At 53.1% G+C, this 18,501-nt stretch carries 18 protein-coding genes; all 18 read right to left on the minus strand.

The features are described from left to right. Nucleotides 1–63: 63 nt before the first annotated feature. The 18 genes from MKX76_RS13955 to MKX76_RS14040 all read right to left on the minus strand — a co-directional run bounded on the left by MKX76_RS13955 (nt 64) and on the right by MKX76_RS14040 (nt 18,484). Nucleotides 64–1,179, minus strand: a complete 1,116-nt coding sequence (locus MKX76_RS13955) for a Nif3-like dinuclear metal center hexameric protein (RefSeq protein WP_007129426.1) — start codon at nt 1,177–1,179, stop codon at nt 64–66. Continuing rightward, nucleotides 1,155–1,916: a tRNA (adenine(22)-N(1))-methyltransferase gene (locus MKX76_RS13960; RefSeq protein ID WP_213614239.1), complete on the minus strand. Its 762-nt coding sequence runs from the start codon at nt 1,914–1,916 to the stop codon at nt 1,155–1,157. The genes MKX76_RS13955 and MKX76_RS13960 overlap by 25 nt, the downstream gene beginning before the upstream one ends. Before the next feature lie 369 nt (nt 1,917–2,285). After that, on the minus strand, nt 2,286–3,416 hold the full coding sequence (gene rpoD, locus MKX76_RS13965) for an RNA polymerase sigma factor RpoD (protein ID WP_007129424.1): 1,131 nt from the start codon (nt 3,414–3,416) through the stop codon (nt 2,286–2,288). 41 nt (nt 3,417–3,457) lie between these two features. Further along, a complete protein-coding gene (gene dnaG, locus MKX76_RS13970) occupies nt 3,458–5,275 on the minus strand; it encodes a DNA primase (protein ID WP_007129423.1) in 1,818 nt (605 codons plus the stop codon). Between the two features lie 41 nt (nt 5,276–5,316). Then, nucleotides 5,317–5,790, minus strand: coding sequence for a YaiI/YqxD family protein (locus tag MKX76_RS13975; protein WP_028404319.1), 474 nt, complete (start codon nt 5,788–5,790; stop codon nt 5,317–5,319). A 233-nt stretch (nt 5,791–6,023) separates the two neighbouring features. Then, the gene (glyS, locus tag MKX76_RS13980) at nt 6,024–8,099 is read right to left on the minus strand and encodes a glycine--tRNA ligase subunit beta (RefSeq protein WP_341033987.1); all 2,076 of its coding nucleotides are present in this window, start codon (nt 8,097–8,099) and stop codon (nt 6,024–6,026) included. Continuing rightward, complete coding sequence (gene glyQ, locus MKX76_RS13985; RefSeq protein WP_007129420.1) at nt 8,092–8,979, minus strand: glycine--tRNA ligase subunit alpha; 888 nt, start codon at nt 8,977–8,979, stop codon at nt 8,092–8,094. Before glyQ ends, glyS begins: the two co-directional genes overlap by 8 nt. A gap of 362 nt (nt 8,980–9,341) precedes the next feature. After that, entirely contained in the window at nt 9,342–10,094 is a 753-nt protein-coding gene (recO, locus tag MKX76_RS13990; RefSeq protein WP_341033988.1) for a DNA repair protein RecO, read from the minus strand. Nucleotides 10,095–10,130: 36 nt separating this feature from the next. Then, on the minus strand, nt 10,131–10,271 hold the full coding sequence (locus MKX76_RS13995) for a YqzL family protein (RefSeq protein ID WP_007129418.1): 141 nt from the start codon (nt 10,269–10,271) through the stop codon (nt 10,131–10,133). A 166-nt stretch (nt 10,272–10,437) separates the two neighbouring features. Then, entirely contained in the window at nt 10,438–11,340 is a 903-nt protein-coding gene (era, locus tag MKX76_RS14000) for a GTPase Era (protein WP_007129417.1), read from the minus strand. A 195-nt stretch (nt 11,341–11,535) separates the two neighbouring features. Next, complete coding sequence (cdd, locus tag MKX76_RS14005; RefSeq protein WP_007129416.1) at nt 11,536–11,943, minus strand: cytidine deaminase; 408 nt, start codon at nt 11,941–11,943, stop codon at nt 11,536–11,538. 19 nt (nt 11,944–11,962) lie between these two features. Then, a complete protein-coding gene (locus MKX76_RS14010; protein ID WP_260842821.1) occupies nt 11,963–12,301 on the minus strand; it encodes a diacylglycerol kinase family protein in 339 nt (112 codons plus the stop codon). 44 nt (nt 12,302–12,345) lie between these two features. Then, nucleotides 12,346–12,843 (minus strand): rRNA maturation RNase YbeY, encoded by a 498-nt coding sequence (gene ybeY, locus MKX76_RS14015; RefSeq protein ID WP_007129414.1) that lies wholly within the window; start codon nt 12,841–12,843, stop codon nt 12,346–12,348. A gap of 3 nt (nt 12,844–12,846) precedes the next feature. After that, nucleotides 12,847–15,153 (minus strand): HD family phosphohydrolase, encoded by a 2,307-nt coding sequence (locus tag MKX76_RS14020; RefSeq protein ID WP_007129413.1) that lies wholly within the window; start codon nt 15,151–15,153, stop codon nt 12,847–12,849. A 14-nt stretch (nt 15,154–15,167) separates the two neighbouring features. Next, a complete protein-coding gene (locus MKX76_RS14025; RefSeq protein WP_007129412.1) occupies nt 15,168–16,139 on the minus strand; it encodes a PhoH family protein in 972 nt (323 codons plus the stop codon). A 6-nt stretch (nt 16,140–16,145) separates the two neighbouring features. Continuing rightward, complete coding sequence (gene yqfD / locus MKX76_RS14030; RefSeq protein WP_341033989.1) at nt 16,146–17,339, minus strand: sporulation protein YqfD; 1,194 nt, start codon at nt 17,337–17,339, stop codon at nt 16,146–16,148. Further along, nucleotides 17,336–17,629: a sporulation protein YqfC gene (gene yqfC, locus MKX76_RS14035; RefSeq protein WP_007129410.1), complete on the minus strand. Its 294-nt coding sequence runs from the start codon at nt 17,627–17,629 to the stop codon at nt 17,336–17,338. The genes yqfD and yqfC overlap by 4 nt, the downstream gene beginning before the upstream one ends. Nucleotides 17,630–17,902: 273 nt before the next feature. Continuing rightward, nucleotides 17,903–18,484 carry a hypothetical protein gene (locus MKX76_RS14040; protein WP_144867002.1) on the minus strand — a complete coding sequence of 194 codons (582 nt, stop codon included), beginning with the start codon at nt 18,482–18,484 and terminating at the stop codon, nt 17,903–17,905. Nucleotides 18,485–18,501 lie beyond the last annotated feature (17 nt).

The raw sequence follows: 18,501 nt of genomic DNA on the forward strand, positions 1-18,501 counted from the left end.
CCTGAATATCAGCCGCCCGCCTTGTGCCTTCGCCTACCTTGATAACGGCCGATAAACCTAAGCTTACATAAATTGAAACGGCTCTGTGTTGACCGACGAAGCGACGACCTTGGTATCATACTTGTTCTCCTGCAGCTTCTGCTGCATCCATTCGGCGACCTTGCCCTTCATGATTTTCTCGGCATTATGTCCTGGATCAATTAGGGTTAGGCCGGCGGCAAGCGCGTCCTGTGCCGTATGGTAATCAATGTCCCCCGTTACGAGCACATCGGCGCCCCGGAACAACGCCTGTGGATAGAAGCGCCCCCCGGAGCCTCCGATGACCGCCGCCTTGCGGAGCGTCCGGTTCAGATCGCCCACGACCCGGACGTGCGGAACGTCCAGCTTCTCCTTGACGACTTCGGCCATCTCCGCCAGCGTCAGCGGCTCCTTCAGCTTGCCGACCCGTCCGAGTCCCAGCGACCGTCCCTTAAGATCCATGGAATACAGATCGTAGGCAACCTCCTCGTACGGATGGGCCTTAAGCATCGCCTGGATGACTTTGTTCCGGATCGTATGCGGCACGATCGTCTCGATCCGCACTTCCTCGGCCCGTTCCATCTTGCCGGCTTTGCCTTGATACGGGTTGCTTCCTTCTCTCGGGATAAACGTACCGAATCCTTCAATGTTAAAGCTGCAATGGCTGTAGTTTCCGATCCAGCCCGCACCGGCGTCCAGCACGGCGTTCAGCACTTCCTCGTGATGGCTCTTCGGCACGAAAACTACCAGCTTGGACAGCTGCTCATTATGCAGATCATGAATCGGCGAAGTATTTTCGATTCCGAGCGCTTCGGCCATCCAGTCGTTCATCCCGCCTTCGGTTACGTCAAGATTCGTATGGCTGACGTAGACGGCAATATCATGCTTGATCAGCTTCTCGTACACCTTGCCCATCGGCGTGTCGGTCTGAAGCTGCTTCAGCGGCCGGTAGATAATGGCGTGATGGGCAATAATCAAATCGGCTCCAAGGCGAATCGCCTCGTCAACCACTTCATCATTGACATCCAGCGCAACCAGCACTGTACGGATTTCCTTCTGAAGGGTACCGAGCTGAAGTCCGATCCGGTCCTCCGGCTCAGCCACATGCTTCGGAGCAAGCTGCTCCATATATTGTATTACGGTTTGTCCTTTGGCAAGCATGCCAGCACCTCCTCGATAAACTCGATATCCGCCCGAATCTCCGCCGCCTTGCCTTTAGCCGTATCCAGATCCGAGCGCGACAGCGACTTCAGAATTTGATTCATCTTCCCGATCTCTGATTTCCATTTATCATGGAACACGGTGCCTGCATCCCGGATTAACCACGGCCCCATGCGCAGCAGCCATTCGGCAGATAGGGAAACCTTTCCGGCAATGGCTCGCTGCGAGTATATTTCCTCATTCGTCACGGGGCCCCCCGGTCGCTCGGGCTCGGCCACAAGCACCTCATAAATCTTTCCGTCTTCCTCCAGAATAAACTCGTCGATCAGCACCCACTCATGGGCAAGCAGCCATTTGCGCAAAATATCCTCACCGACGTTCGGCTGCAATACGAGCCGGCGCACCCCTTCAAGCTTGCCGTTGCCCCGATCCAGAATCGCAGCGATTAGACTCCCGCCCATGCCTGCAATCGTAATGACATCCGCTTCGCCTGCGGACAGGACTTCAAGACCGTCTCCTCTCCGGACCTGAATGCAGTCCTCCATCCCGGATTCCTTCACCTGCTTTGCGGCAGCCTCGAACGGGCCCTGATTCACTTCGCCTGCAATCGCTTGGACGGCTGCGCCGCATTCTACGGCTGCAACCGGCAGCAGCGCATGGTCAGAACCTATATCGGCCAGCCGGCTGCCTTGGGGGATTTGGTCCAGGATTAGCTGTAACCTTTTTGATAATTTCACGATGACACTCCTACATCCATTATAGTTGCATGCGACACTACATTTTAACGTAACAGACCGCATGATAAACTGCAAATCCACTCAGCATATTGGGACCATCCATTCATTCCATCGCCATTTGGAAGTGATGCTATTCTCAGGTTTAGGGCTCGTCCATCATTTGCATTGATCTTGGAAAAGAGATAAAATAAAGACCGATACAACAAATACAGGCAGAAATTCCAAAACCAAGGAAAACAAGCCTTCCGGCGGCAGACCGCATTGCGATGGAACTCTAATATCCAATTGCCCAGAGCTTGTAAGCAGCGTACCTTCATCTCAGAAAAAAAGACCTTGCTGCCGGAAAATGCAGAAGGTCCCTTGATCACTCTATTCGAGAAAATCCTTCAGCCGCTTGCTGCGGCTCGGATGACGAAGCTTCCGAAGCGCCTTGGCCTCAATCTGCCGGATTCGTTCACGCGTAACGCCGAACACTTTGCCTACTTCTTCAAGCGTTCTTGTGCGCCCGTCGTCAAGGCCGAACCGGAGACGAAGCACGTTCTCTTCCCGCTCCGTCAGCGTATCGAGCACGTCTTCAAGCTGTTCCTTAAGAAGCTCGTATGCTGCGGCATCAGCTGGAGCGAGAGCCTCCTGATCCTCGATAAAATCGCCGAGATGGGAATCGTCCTCTTCGCCGATCGGCGTTTCCAAGGACACCGGTTCCTGGGCGATCTTCATAATTTCCCGAACCTTCTCCACGCTAAGCTCCATCTCTGCCGCGATTTCTTCCGGCGATGGCTCGCGACCCAGCTCCTGCAGCAGCTGTCTGGATACACGGATCAGCTTATTGATCGTCTCAACCATATGCACCGGAATCCGGATCGTACGGGCTTGGTCGGCAATCGCGCGCGTAATGGCCTGCCGGATCCACCATGTGGCATACGTACTGAATTTAAAGCCTTTTTTGTAATCGAACTTCTCCACCGCTTTAATAAGGCCCATATTGCCTTCCTGGATCAGATCCAAGAACAGCATGCCGCGACCGACATACCGCTTCGCGATGCTGACAACCAGCCGCAGATTCGCCTCGGCCAGACGGCGCTTGGCCTCCTCATCCCCTTGCTCGATCCGGTTCGCAAGCTCAATCTCGTCGTCCGCGGACAAGAGCGGTACACGTCCGATTTCTTTCAAATACATTCTCACCGGATCGTTGATTTTGATGCCCGGCGGCAGCGACAAATCGTCATCGAAGCCGAAATCCTCATTGTCATGGGATTCGTGATCTTCCGATGCCCGGTGGCTGACCTCATCGTCGCTTTCGTTCACCACGTCGATGCCGAGGTCGGCAAGCTGCTCGTAGAACTCCTCCATCTGCTCCGTATCCTGATCGAATGGCGACAGTTTCTCCATAATATCTTTATAGCTTAATACGGATCTCTTTTTACCCTGCTCAATCAATTGATCTTTGACTTGATCCAGCGTAAATTCCGTTTCTAGTTCAGTATGCTGATCATTCGCCATTTTTCGACTCCCTCCTCCCTAGAAGCAGCAATGTGCGGACATCATTGTCTTTCTAGGGCGATAATCTCACTTGCAATTTGTGCGGCCCGCAAAAAATCTCCCGAGCGCTCTGCTTTCATCATTTCTTCCTTCTTCTGCTCGATCTCTCGCTGCTGCGGATATTTCAGTACCTCCCGGATGCAGTCGTCAAGCACTTGAACATTCCACTCCGCGGGTGCCTCCATCATCATAATGGAGCTGACGGTCTTTTCCAGACGATCATCATGGAGAGATGACATGAAACGGCTAATATCCGGAGATTTGCCTTGTGCATAATAAGCATATAGATAAACAGCTATCGCCGCATGATCTTCGATATTAAACGCTTCTCCCAGCCGTTCGCCTACGTATCGCGCGGCTTCCGCATCCTGCAGCATCAGCGACAGCAGCCGCCGTTCAGCCGCATGATAGGCAGGCAGCAGCGCCGGGGCGGGCTGACGCCCGTTAATATGCCTACCATTATTCCACCTTTTTTCCTTATTATCCCCATCGCCCCTCTTTTTTTGCATGGACTGCCTGAGCAAATTGCAATCCTGCTTAAGGCTCTCGTAGGAAAGGTTCAGCTCCGAGGATAATTCCCTCAAATAAACTTCCCGCTCGGTTGAGGAATGAAGTGCGGCGATAATCGGCAGCGCTTCTTTCGTATACGCGATCTTGCCATCTTCTTCTAGCAGTATATGGTTTTTCTTCAGATATATAAGTTTAAATTTTGTGGTTGAAACAGCTGTTTCCACTACATGCCTGAATCGCTCGGCACCGAATTTGCGGATGTATTCATCCGGATCCAGGCCTTCGCTGACAAGCGCAATCTTCACCCGAAGTCCGGCGCCCTCCAGCATCGGGATGACCTTCATCGCCGCTGCCATACCGGCCCTGTCGCCGTCATAGATGACAACAACCTCTTCGGCCATGGATTTCATAATCGCTACTTGATTTTCCGTAAGGGACGTGCCCATCGTTGCCACGCCGTTCTGAAGTCCAGCCTCCCAAGACGAGATCACATCACCGTAACCTTCGAATAATAGGATCTGACGCAATTTGCGTATGGATGTCTTCGCCTGGTGCAGGTTGTACAACGTACGGCTTTTGTTAAACAAAAGAGTTTCCGGGGAATTCAAGTACTTCGGCTGACCATCCCCGAGGATCCTTCCGGCGAACGCAATCACTTTGCCGCTGCGGTCATGGATCGGAAACATGATACGTCCCCGAAACCGGTCGAGATAGCCTTCCTGTTCATGTCTTGCGGACAACAAGCCGCCCTTCTCCATCTCTTTCAGGTCAAATGACCGCTTGGTAAGAAATTGAACCAGCGTATCCCAGCGATCCGGCGCATAGCCGATCTGAAACTGATCGATCATCTTGTCGCTCATGCCGCGGGACCGTAAGTACTTCATCGCCTCGGTGCCATGCTCCGTATTCTTCAGCAGAAAATGATACAGCTTGGCGCTCAGCTCATAAGCTTCAAGTAAACGTTCTTTCTCCGGATTGCGAGGAATTACGGGAACCCCTTGACCTTCCGGTAACGAGATATCGTTCTCTTCGGCCATGGTTCTTACGGCTTCGGGGAAGGAAAATCCTTCGATTTCCATTCTGAATTTAATGGCGTTACCGCCCTTGCCGCAGCCATAGCAGTAGAAGATTTGGCGTTCCGGTGTAACCGTAAAGGATGGGGTCTTTTCCGAATGAAAAGGGCACAGGCCCTTTAAATACTTCCCCTGTTTCGTAAGATGCACGTATTTGCTGACCGTATCCACGATATCGCTTTTGGCCAGCACCGCCTCAATGACATCATCCGGAATATTGCCTTGTCCGGTACTCATCCAAACCACCTTCATCTCATTTGGCACGTAAATAGTATTCGCTACGGGTGGACATTCTCCTGCAATTCAAGCAAAAGTTTTGTCAGTTTATGTTGAAAAAAAACCCGGTCTTCGTCAAGCAGCTTTTTCGGTCCTTTGCCGTACTTCCCCTGCCTTCTTGCTTTGGCTTGATGGTGGCGCGAATCCAGCATGAAATCGATATCGGAATTGCGGAATATCCGGCCGCGGAACGAGATGACATAGCAGGATTTCGCTAACGCCAGCGCAGCCAAACCATAGTCCTGGGTGACCACGATATCCCCTTTCGATATATGGTTCGCAATATAGAGATCAGCGCTTTGGTCGCTCCGGTCCACGTGAATCGTCACGACGCCTTCCTCGGCCTGCTGCATATGATCATAGGAAGAAACGAGCAGCACCGGCACATGGAATGTACGGGCAGTTTCTGCGATTTCCTTCTTGACGGGACAGGCGTCGCCGTCAACCACGATCCGGCAGGAGGAACCTTCAATCATTGATATCACCGGCTTTTCCTGTACTCTTGGAACCATCCTGTGCTGTTTACTATTATATACGTCTTGAACCGATTAAAATCCTGCTTCCCAAAAAACAATGAGCTGCAGTCTGCCTTACTGTACGGCCATTGATTCTTACTCACAGCGAAAGCGCCATCCTGTGCCTTGACACGGGCTGTCGCTTTCGCTGAACAAACCATTATAACATTTGCAAAATCATCATGTCACTACGCTTACCACACTAATTTTGAAAAATCGGCGTACCGCTTCAAATCCCCATCGATGCCGGAGAGCAGTGCAAGGCGGTTAGCCCGCACCGATTCGTCCTCGGCCATGACCATGACGGAGTCAAAGAAGCTGGTAATCGGCGCCTTCAGTCCACTGAGCAAGGACAATGCGCGTTCGCCGTCCGCAGCATCCAGTGCCGCTTCGTAATCGTTCCGGATCGCCTGCCAGGCTTCATAAAGCTCGCCTTCCGCAGACTCCGTGAACAGCTCCCGGTTCACCGCAGCTTTCCCTGCCTTGGCCGCAAGGTTGCTGACGCGGTTCAAGGATTCCACCGTCGTCTTGAAGTCCTCGGCGGACTCAACCGCATGCATCAGCGCCTGTCCCCGGTTCACAACGGATACCACGGAATCGAAGCCGGCCGAAATCACCGCATCGACAACGTCATACCGCTGGTTCTCGGACAGCAGCTTCTTCACGCGAAGCCCGAAGAATTCCTGGAGATCCTTCCGGATTTCACCGGCGGACCGTTTGAGCGCCCGGATGTTCTCATGAACGTCCAGCGCAATGCCGAACACGTCGGACAAGGTAATCGGAAGCTTGTGCTCCAGAATGATCTGCACGATGCCTTGCGCCTGGCGGCGCAGTGCGTATGGATCCTGGGAGCCGGTCGGAATGATGCCGATGGAGAAGCAGCCGGTAATCGTGTCGATTTTGTCCGCTATGCTTATGATGGAGCCGACCTGCGTCGAAGGAACGGCATCGCCGGCAAAGCGCGGCTGGTAATGCTCGAATACCGCTTTGGCCACCTCTTCCTTCTCTCCCGCTTTACGCGCGTAATCCTCGCCCATAACCCCCTGAAGCTCAGGGAATTCATACACCATTTGGGTTACAAGATCGAATTTGCAGATATCGGCGGCGCGGCTGACGGAATCCGCTGCATCAGCGGCGATTCCAAGCTTGACGGCCAGCTGATCGGAAATGCGGCGGATGCGGCGCACCTTGTCCCCGATCGTTCCGAGCTCCTCATGGAAGACGATGCTTTCCAGCTTGGACAGCGCGTCCTTGATCTGGAGCTTCTGATCTTCCTCATAGAAAAACTTCGCATCCGACAAGCGTGCCCGCAGCACCTTTTCATTCCCTTTGGCAATAACATCAAGCGAACGGGAATCGCCGTTGCGCACCGTCACGAAATAAGGAAGCAGCTGCCCCTTGTCGTCCAAAACCGGGAAGTAGCGCTGATGCTCGCGCATCGAGGTGATCAGCACATCCTGCGGGATATGAAGGAACGAGGAATCGAAGGTTCCGTAGAGCACGGTAGGCGTCTCAACAAGGAACAATACCTCTTCCAGCAGATCATCCTTGATTGCGATATTCCAGCCCTTCTCTTTGGCGAGTGCCTGAATTTGCGAAACGATCATTTCTTGACGCTCATTCACGTCCACGATGACATGCTGTTCGCGAAGGATATCCCGATATGCCGACGCTTCCGGAATAACGGCATCAGATCCCAGGAAGCGGTGCCCTCTCGTGACATTGCCCGCCTGCACGCCGGCAACCTCAAGCGCGATCGTCTCGCTGCCCAGCAGCGCAACGATCCATTTGATCGGACGTACGAACTTGAACTCATGCGCACCCCAGCGCATATTTTTCGGGAACGTCATCGCTGTCAGGATTCCGTGAAGCCCCTCGGACAGAATCGATTGGGTATCCACGCCGACGCTGCTCTTGGTGACGTAGATATACTCGACACCTCCAAGCTCCTTAAAGGTGAAGCTCTCCGGATCGACACCTTGGCTTCGGGCGAAGCCGAGCGCCGCCTTGCTCCACTGACCGTTCTCGTCCAGCGCGATCTTCCGCGAAGGTCCTTTAACCTCCTCGCTGACATCCTCCTGCTTATCCGCAACATCCTTGACCCATACGGCAAGGCGACGCGGCGTTGCATAGGCGGTTACTTCCCCGTGTCCGATTCTGGATGCTTCCAGCCATTTCACGAGGCGGTCCTCCAGCTGTTCCATCGCTGCACGCAGAAATCTTGCCGGGACTTCCTCCAGCCCGATCTCAAACAATAAATCCTTAGGCATGTTCTGCGCCCCCTTTCTTAATCAACGGGAAGCCAAGCTTCTCGCGTTCCTCCAAATACGTAGCCGCCACCTGGCGCGCGAGATTGCGCACGCGCATGATGTAGCCTGTTCTCTCGGTCACGCTGATCGCTCCTCTGGCGTCAAGAAGGTTAAACGTATGGGAGCACTTCAGCACATAGTCGTACGCCGGGAAGACCAGATGTTGATTCATCGCCTTGTTGGCTTCCTCTTCATACATGTTGAACAGCGTAAACAGCATCTTCACATCCGACACTTCAAACGTGTACTTGGAATGCTCAAATTCCGGCTGATGGAACACGTCGCCATACGTAATGCCGTCCACCCATTCGAGGTCGAATACATTCTCTTTATCTTGAATATACGACGCAAGCCGCTCCATGCCGTAGGTAATCTCAACCGCAACGGGATTGGCATCGATGCCCCCGACCTGCTGGAAATACGTAAACTGCGTAATTTCCATGCCGTCGAGCCACACTTCCCATCCGAGGCCCCAGGCGCCAAGGGTCGGAGCTTCCCAGTTATCTTCGACAAAGCGGATGTCGTGATCGAGCGGGTCAATGCCAAGACGCTTCAGGCTCTCCAGATACAGCTCCTGGATATTGTCCGGGGAAGGCTTCAGAATGACCTGAAACTGATGGTGCTGGTACAACCGGTTCGGGTTTTCCCCGTAACGGCCGTCTGCCGGACGACGGGAAGGCTCAACGTAAGCGACATTCCACGGCTCCGGACCGATCGAGCGCAAGTAGGTCATCGGGTTCATGGTGCCTGCACCCTTTTCCGTGTCATACGGCTGCACGATGATACAATTCTGTTCTGCCCAGAACTGCTGCAGCGTCAAAATCATCTGTTGAAAATTCATGATTTTTAGCTCCTTTGCTTTCATTTTCATAATAAAACATCCGACAATCCAGTCTGTACAACGCAAAAAAGCTCTCGCCCCATGCCTGATGTACAGACATAGGGACGAGAGCTGTCGCTTCCCGCGGTTCCACCCTACTTGGCCAGCCTTCCCGCAGCTGCCGTGCAGCAGCGCTGTAGCTAAACCCACTTTATCGTTTCAAGAATGCTCCCGGGTGCCATGTTCATGAATGCTTCGTACCGGACTCCCACCGCCGCCGGCTCGCTATAACGAATGGCCATTCACTACTTTCCCGTTCAACGCATGTCAATATGCAATAACTCATAAACTGATAAATATAATACCTTAATCCGAACCTTACGTCAAATGTTGTATTTGTCCATCTGGTCCAGGAAGTTTTGGGATTTGAGCCGGAGGCCCAGCTGCATATCCATTAACGCCCTCATTACCTTCTTGAGCTCGTCCTTCGTCTCCGCCTTAACGTCCACATTACCGAGCCGCCTGAGATCCAGCCTGGCGAACAGGCGCAGCAGCTTCAAGGTCCGGACCGTCACTGCAATCGCCGGCGGATCCAAATGCTTGCAATAACGGCATAGAACACCTCCGAGACGCGGGCTGACCAGCATATCCTCGTCATTTCTCGGCTGATTGCACGAAATGCATACCTCCAGCTCCGGTCCATACCCTGCCGCCTGCAGGATTTTCATCTCATAGAGATTGATAATAATCTGAGGATCCTTGTCTTCTTGAAGGGAGGTCAGGCATGCCTTCAGCTGATGGAACCAAAAAGCCCCCGTCTCCTCATCCTGCAGCACCCGATCCAAGAGCTCGCAGGCATAGGAAGCATAGGCGGCTTTGATCAAATCCTCCCGCAATTCATGATGGGATTCTATAATCTCGCCTGCGTTCAGGGTTCCAAGCCCCGTATTGCGAAAAAACACATACTCCCCATACGTAAAAGGCTGGGTCAGAGCAGCATGCCGGCTCTTGACCTTTTTTGCTCCTCTGACCAGCACCCCTACCTTGCCCGATTCTTTGGTGCAAAGCGTAATGATTTTGTTCCCTTCACCGTAGTCCATGCTGCGGATGACAATTCCTTCCGCCCGATATAGCATGCATTATCCCCCAACCATTCTTGGAACAACCAATAATTACTCGTCCTCTTCATGCTGGGCCGCCTCATCTTCTGCGGATGCAGCTGCAAGAACCCGTTCACCGTCGGTTTCTTTATACAGCAAATAAGCATCGACATCTCCAGTCATCGCAAAATACTTCCACGAAAAATCTCGCATTCGTATTCATCCTTTCTTCGGAAATGACGTCTGCATCTACGAAAATAGGATGTGCGTACCGTGCGGATTTATGAATTGCAATTGTTGGCAGGCTGCCTGAGCAGCAACAGGCGGCGCCAATCCCCCAGCAAGCTCCTTCCAGAAAGCTTCTTTCGGTACGGGTCAATTACTCCCCGCGGTGAAATCCAAGGTCACGAAGAACACGCTCCTGGTTGCGCCAATCTTTTTTTACCTTAACCCATAGCTCCAGGAAAATCTTGGAGCCGAGAAGCCGCTGAATGTCCTGGCGGGCCTGCTTGCCGACTTCCTTGAGCAGGGCGCCCTGCTTCCCGATAATAATGCCCTTCTGTGAATCGCGCTCGACAAAAATGACGGCGGATATATAGACGGTTCCGTTCTCCTCCTTGCGCATATCCTCAATCGTGACGGCGATGGAGTGCGGTACCTCCTCCCGGGTCATGTGCAGGATTTTCTCCCGGATGAGCTCGGCGCAGACAAACTGCTCGGGATGATCCGTCACTTGGTCCTCCGGATAATACTGCGGGCCCGGCGGCAAATATTTCTGGATTTGATCCAGCAGCGTGTCGACGTTGCTGCCAAGCTTGGCCGAAATCGGAACGATCTCCGCAAAGTCATGGAGCTTCCGGTATTCTTCAATAAGCGGCAGCAGCGCCGGCGGCTCGATCTTATCGATCTTGTTCATCACCAGCATGACCGGGGTCTTGATTTTGCTCAGCTGCTCGGCAATAAAGCGGTCGCCTCCGCCAATCCCTTCGGATGCGTCCACCAGAAACAATACGGCTTCCACTTCACCCAGCGTGCCGAGCGCCGTCTGATTCATGTAATCGCCGAGCTTGGATTGACGCTTGTGAATCCCCGGCGTATCCAGAAATACAACCTGGGAGTCCGGCGTTGTGTACACCCCGTGGATTTTATTTCTTGTTGTCTGCGGTTTATCCGACATAATGGCAATCTTCTGACCGATGACCTGATTCATCAGCGTAGATTTCCCTACGTTGGGTCTGCCGATGATCGCCACAAAACCTGATTTAAACTGTTTTTTCTGCATACCATTCCTCCAGCTAACGTTACTAACACCTTAAGGCGAATGGGACTATGGCTGCTTCTTTTCGTCCCACACCGAGATATCATCATCAAGGGTCTTGGCCGCAATGGCCGTGGGTGACACGTCAGCTTGCCGGTCCTTCATCCGCCTTAACGTCGCTCATGATAACCTAATTTTCAGTCTGAACTTGTGCGAAGATTATTCCTTGTTCAGATCCCAAGGGCCAAACGCGCCGGGAAGCAGCTCGCTTACCGTCGTTTCGCGAATGTCTCCCTTCATATTCCCCAAAATGACCGTCATATCCGGCTTGCACAGCTCTACCAGCACCTGCCGGCATACCCCGCACGGCGTGCAGGGTCCTTCGGTGTCGGCGACGATCGCAATCGCCTTGAAGCTTCCCGGCTCATGTCCGTCGGCAATCGCGCGGAAGAGTGCGGTTCGTTCGGCGCAGTTGGTCGGCCCGTAGGCAGCATTCTCCACGTTGCAGCCATGGTGTACCTTCCCGCCCGTATCCAAGAGAGCAGCGCCTACACCAAATTTCGAGTAAGGTATGTAAGCCCGTGTGCGCGCCTTAATCGCTTCCTGCATCAATAACCCTGTATCCATACCGAATTCCTCCCTTTCGTCAGCCTGTTATGGACCTAACCCACTGCATGAGCGGTTCCCAAAAAATGAGGATGCCGACAGCCGCAGCATATATCGCAGCAACCAGCGATGCACCCGCAGCCGTATCCTTCGCCACCCGGGCAAGCGGATGCTCCGCCGGGGATGCGAGATCAATAACGGCTTCGACCGCCGTATTCACCAGCTCCGCAATGAACACAGCCGCAACGGCGGATATTAGAAACAGCCAGCTGATTTTGTCCAACTGCAGCAAAGCTGCTGCGATGAAGCAACTCACGGCAGCAGCAATGTGAATCTTCATATTTCGTTCACGCTGTACGGCGGTCCATATGCCCGTCATCGCGTAACCAAAAGCTCTAAGCAAAGTAGATCTGTACGGCTTCACTATCTCGTCAGACCCACTTCGGCTAGGACGGCCTCCTGCTTGCCCATCATCTCAGCCTCGCTCGCCTCGTCCTGATGATCATAACCGAGCAAATGCAGGAAACCATGGACGAATAGAAATCCGATCTCGCGCTCAAGCGAGTGGCCGTACTCTTCACTCTGCAGCTTCGCACGCGGGACCGAGATAATGATGTCCCCCAGCACGTCCGGGACGTTCCCAAGCTCTTCGCCTTCCTCCAGCTCATAAATGATCTCCAGCTCATCATTCGTGACTTCATGCATGGCGAAGGACAATACGTCGGTTGGACGGTCGATCCCGCGATATTCCCGGTTTAATTCGTGGATGGCTTCATCATCGACAAAGGTCAGGTCCACCTCTCCGCCCTCGATCCCTTCGGCCTCACCGGCCTTCTGCAGGATCGTTTCAAGCAAAGCGATGAGCTCCTCCGTAATCTCAAATTGCTCTTGTTCATTATTCCATACAAGCTCAAGGCTCATTCCTTAAACGCTCCTTCTCTGATCCGCTTCAGGCGCGGATGAATCTGCATGCTTGGTCGAATCTCCCGAAGACGCGCTCGAATCAGGCTTCGGCCGCTTGACCTCCTCCGGATACTCGATGCGTGAGTGGAATATCCCCATGACCGTTTCCTTCAAGGTTTTCGCAATGGTATCAAGCTCTTTCATCGTCAGGTCGCAGTCGTTAAACTGATGGTCATCCAATCGACCCTTAATGATCTTCTCGATCATCGATTCAACCTGCTCCACGGTCGGCTTGCGGAGGGAGCGGACCGCCGCCTCCACACTGTCGGCGATGCCGACGATCGCTGCCTCCTTGGACTGGGCTTTCGGACCGTGATACCTGAAATCGTCTTCCGTAAAATCAGGCTCGATCCCCTGCTCCTCAGCCTGTCGGATGGCTTTATGGTAAAAATAATGGAGGAAGGTCGTACCATGATGCTGCTCGGCGATATCCCGAATCGGCTTCGGCAGCTTGTACTCCTTCAGCATTTCAACCCCATCCCTAGCGTGAGCCACAATGATGGACTTGCTGAGCTTCGGCTCGATGGAATCATGCGGGTTCTCCATATTGTTCTGGTTCTCGATGAAGTAGATTGGCCGCTTCGTCTTCCCGATATCATGGTAATAGGATCCCACGCGGCACAGCAAGCCGTTGGCGCCGATCGCTTCGGCAGCGGCCTCCGACAGATTGCCGACCATTACGCTGTGGTGATACGTTCCCGGCGTCTCCGTCAGCAGCTTGCGCAGCAGAGGATGGTTCGGGTTCGATAATTCCACGAGCTTCAAAGCCGACAAGATGCCGAACGTAACCTCGAAGAATGGCATCAGCCCGATCACCAGAACGGCTGTAAGCAGGCCTCCGGCAATCGCAAACCCGATCGCATAGAGCGTTTCCGTCGTCGTCCAGGAATCGTCGTCGATCAGCAGCATGATCAATACGATCAATGCGCCGAACAAGGAGGCCATAATCCCGCCCTTCAGCATGGTGGAGCGCTGGCTCGCACGGTGAATCGAGAAGATGGCCACGCATGACGTCACTGCGGCGAACAGCCCGAACTGGAAGTCGAACATTTCACCCTGGACATTCAGGATGACGCTGGCCATGATGCTGAATATAATGACGCTGAAATAGGCAAGCGACATTTCCAGAAGCAGCGTCACCAGAATCGCACCGATGGCTACAGGAGCCAGGTACCCGACATAAATCCGCGAGTCGCTTTGCAAAATGGATGTCAAGTGCATCGTAATAAGCGTGATCACATAGATCAGCACGAGCATAAGCAGCTGGGAGTTATTGTATTTAAACTTCCCGGCATTCGACTGGCGGATGAACATCAGGATCCCGAGCGATAATAAAACGGACAGCAGCAGCACGCCGAGCTCAGGCCAATAGTTTACATCATCCTTGAGCAAACCATTCTTTCCAAGCAGCTCATACATCTCCGGCGTAATGACCTGCCCTTTCTTAACGAGAATATCTCCTTGCTTAATGAACACAGGCGGCGTATTCTCGCGTTCCTCGACGCGTGCTTCCTTGGTCGCTTCCTCATCCCTGAATTTGTTGGCCGTTATCGTTGCCCGGGCCAGTTCCTGAACGACCTCTCTGGCAACGCGATCATCCAGCGAGCTCGTGCTCACCATTTCCGCAACCCGCGCCCGGGCCGTCTGCGCGTCCACGATTTCGTTCATGGTCAGCTTGGAGACGATATCGCGGGCTACCGGCTTCATCGCATTGATGTCCTCGGCGCTTAATCTAGGTATTTTGATATAAGTTTCCTCCGGGATCCGGTAGGTCTGCTGGTCGATGACGCGCAGCATTTCCTCCAGCAGCTCGTTGGAGTAACCTTCATTGTCCCGATTGGCGGATACGAAATTTTGGACGAACTCGTCAATCCTGCGAGGGATTTCCTCGCGATAGATATTGACCTTCTCCTGGGTCGAGATATCCACATCCTGGTTCAGTCGCTCAATCCGGTCCAGGATCTGCGTCACCAGAACGTCGTTCCTCACATTGAGGTTGGTATAAATCGTCTGAACCCGCTCGGCCGCCTGCTCCTGCGCCTTCAGCGTCGCTTTGCTGTCCTCGATTTGGACGGGAGCGACGATATTCTTCTCGCTTTTCGTATTGACCTGAATGTCATAGCGTTCAGGCACCAGCTTCGATGCTAGACTGATATAAAAGAGCAGCGCAAGCAGCAAAAACAGAATATAGCGTGTTGCCACGCTATATTTCCAACCGCTGTGCCTGCCCCATATGGACTTGTCCGTCGATGGTTCTTTGGAGGCCATATCGACAATCCCCTTTAATCTTGGTTTTCTGCAGCTTGATCATAGGCAACGATGATTTTTTGTACTAAAGAGTGCCGTACAACATCCTGCTCAGCAAAATAAACGAATCCGATTTCCTCAATTCCGCTTAAAATGGCTTTCGCTTCGATCAGCCCGGATTTTTTGCCGCGCGGCAGGTCAATCTGCGTCACATCTCCGGTAATGACCATCTTGGATCCGAAGCCAAGCCGCGTCAGGAACATCTTCATCTGCTCCGGCGTGGTATTCTGCGCTTCGTCTAAAATAATAAACGAGTCATCCAGCGTCCGCCCGCGCATGTAGGCGAGAGGCGCGATTTCGATCAGTCCCCGTTCAAGCGCCTTCGCGACTTGCTCGGGACCCATAACATCATATAATGCATCGTACAGCGGTCTGAGATAAGGGTCTACCTTCTCTTGCAGATCTCCGGGCAGAAAGCCCAGGTTCTCTCCGGCTTCAACCGCCGGTCTCGTAAGGACGATCCGTTTCACAGAGCCTTCTTTAAGTGCAGCAACAGCCAGCACAACCGCCAAGTAGGTCTTCCCCGTCCCCGCAGGACCGATACCGAATACGACATCCCGTTTCTTGATCGTTGTCACGTAATGCTTCTGTCCGATCGTCTTGACGCGAATCGGCTTGCCTCTGTATGTTGACGTAATTTCACCCTTGAACAGATCAAGCAGCTGATCCGCTCGCATATCCTTGGCCAGCTCTACGGCGTACAGAATATCCCGTTCGGTCAAAGTATACCCGTTGCGGATGAGCTCTAGCAGCACTTCGAACAGCTGCTGAAGACGCTCGACGCTGCGGTGTTCTCCGCGGATCGTAATGACGGCTTCCCGCGAATCGATGGTGGCAGGGATTTCCGCTTCGATCAATTTCAGGAAGGCATCTTGCGGTCCGAATAAGGCCAAGCCTTCTGACGCACTTTGTAATAAAATTTGAATGCTGGTCGTTTGCTGTGGCAAATAGTCTCATTCTCCTTGATTGTATACTATGGGAAGTTCTTTCGCGATGGTCTCTTCCACCTCGAAAAGCACTTTCATATAAACTTTACCATTCTCTTTCTTCTCATGCAAAATTTTTTGGCTCACAAATCGGGAATCGGTGCCGTATTTCGCTAAAATATCGCGTCTTGCGCCCTCTATTCCTTCTTTTTTGGCCTCCTCCTCCGTGATCGTATGCTGAACCTCGGTGACCTCCATGATCTTCTCGGTCATCCATCCAAACGGGAGCGCACGTGATCGCCAGGTGAGAGGATCATAATAGGTGAGCATTTCCTGCTGCGAGTAAGGCACCTCCCCGTATCCCCACAGCTGGACGGCACGGTCGCCGAGAACGAGATAGGACCGTTTCTTGCCTTCGCCCGTATACACCTTCCTTGTTTTAACGAGCGGAACCTCGATATCGTACTCATGCCAGACCAGTCCTTTAACCTCGCCTTTGGCAACGATCATCTCCGAATTTTCCTCATCGCCTAAAATGCCGGAGATCAGCACGTCGCCTTTCTTCACGCGGCTGTTGATCTGGACCTTGGGCAGCCCTTTTTCCGCGTAGATATAAGTAATGACCGCATCCTGTGTACTGATCAGATGCCTCGGGCTTTGCAAAGGCGGCTTCTTAGGAACGGAGGCCTCAACGACCTGGATCCGGATCCGTGTCCCATTCCGCTCCACGCCGACCCAGGACACGCCGTCGAGTCTGGATGCCAGGCTGCCGGACAGCTTGTCCATCGATTGCAGCTTGAAAATCCATTGATACGGGTAGATTCCTTCCTGCTTGGCGGCATCCAGAATGTCTTCCGTAGCAATGCTCTCATTTCCTTCTACCTCAATGTTCCATACCATGGAGGAGAGGGAGGTCAAAATAGCAAAAAACAATACTATCCCGAGAACGAACGCTTTGCGTTTCCACAAGCGCCTCAGTTTGAAAGGATAGCCGCTGCGCTCCTTGATCCGCGTCCGGCAGCCTGTCCGTTTCAAGAAGGGACGAAGGCCCTTAAAGTCTTTAAGCAGCAGCTTAAACTCCGCTGACTGCGTCCCGGTCGGTATCACATCCCACACCGGGATCCCCGCGTCCACTACGGAATTGATGAATGCTTCCACATGCTCACCGCGCACGGTGAGCGTCAAATAGCCTCGAAGCTGGATCATGGTTGGGATGTTCACGCTTTCTCCTCCGTTCCTATGTATTGAATATGATGGATTGTACCAATAATGGTCACTTCTTGACTTTGAATGGCCTGAATCGCGAGATCCGACCCCGATATCTCCAAGGAGCCCTGTGTTAGGGACAGCACAAGCCGCTTCTCGGAGAAATGCCGAACTCCTCGATGGTTTTCAATATGAAGCTCTTTATTGCCGATCAGGGTCAACCGCGGTAAATCAAACAACAGGTCCTGTGGCAAATCAAGCATTTCTTGGGTCCATTTCTGCAGCTTGCGGCTGATGCGGGACATATGGAGACTTTCCCCCTTCCTGTACTGTACACCATATGCCCCGGAATCCTGATTTATGAAATGTACAGCCAGAAACCTGCGAAGATTTGTTCAGATAAGAGGCGGAGCGTATAACCCAATAGAAAAAGAGGCTGTACCAAAGTCAATTGACCTGGTACAGCCTCTTGGTATGTGGTGTAGACCCAGCGGGAATGAACCCTTACTTCCATTCGCTGCGGTCAGCCAATGCAGGCCCATTGTTCATAGCCGGGCAAAACTCTCAAATATGGTTTCTTAACGGCGATAATTTAATGGACGCCTGGAACGGGGCGGCCCCAAAATTTCGGACCACACGATGCCGTTTCGAGCCTGCTCCGCCATATTCGAATGGCTTCGACGTTCGGGTCCATGGTCCTCTTCGGTGAGCTTAACGACCGTTTCCGGAATATCGACCGTCATCCGGTTTAACTGCGCATGGATCCGGTCCAAATCCGACTCCATCATCGCCATCCGGTGATCCATGCTGTCCGGCTTCCGCTCCATCTCCTGGTAGCTGGGCGATCGGTTCAGCTCCTCATGCTCCAGCGAATACCCGTTTCCGGTGTTCAGCTCCTCTTCATCGTTAAAATCCGAACCGGCACTTTGCTGAACGGGGGCAGGGTGCTCAGCCTGCGGAAAGGGCTGTGGCCTTCCCCCTTGCGTTCTGCGGAGCTCCGGCTGTTGCGGCCCCCGGCCTTGACGATGACCGTCGCCGCCGAACGACGGCATGCGGGGCTGCCCCTTCTCCCCCGCATTCTTGCCACGCCTTCCCAGAGCGGAAATGATGAAGAAGCCTATAACAACTACGATATAAAAATTCTCGATTAACCAGCCCACTATAGGCTCACCTCATC

Origin of the sequence: Paenibacillus sp. FSL R5-0810 (genome assembly GCF_038002285.1) — a bacterium.
Lineage (GTDB): Bacteria > Bacillota > Bacilli > Paenibacillales > Paenibacillaceae > Paenibacillus_AQ > Paenibacillus_AQ lactis.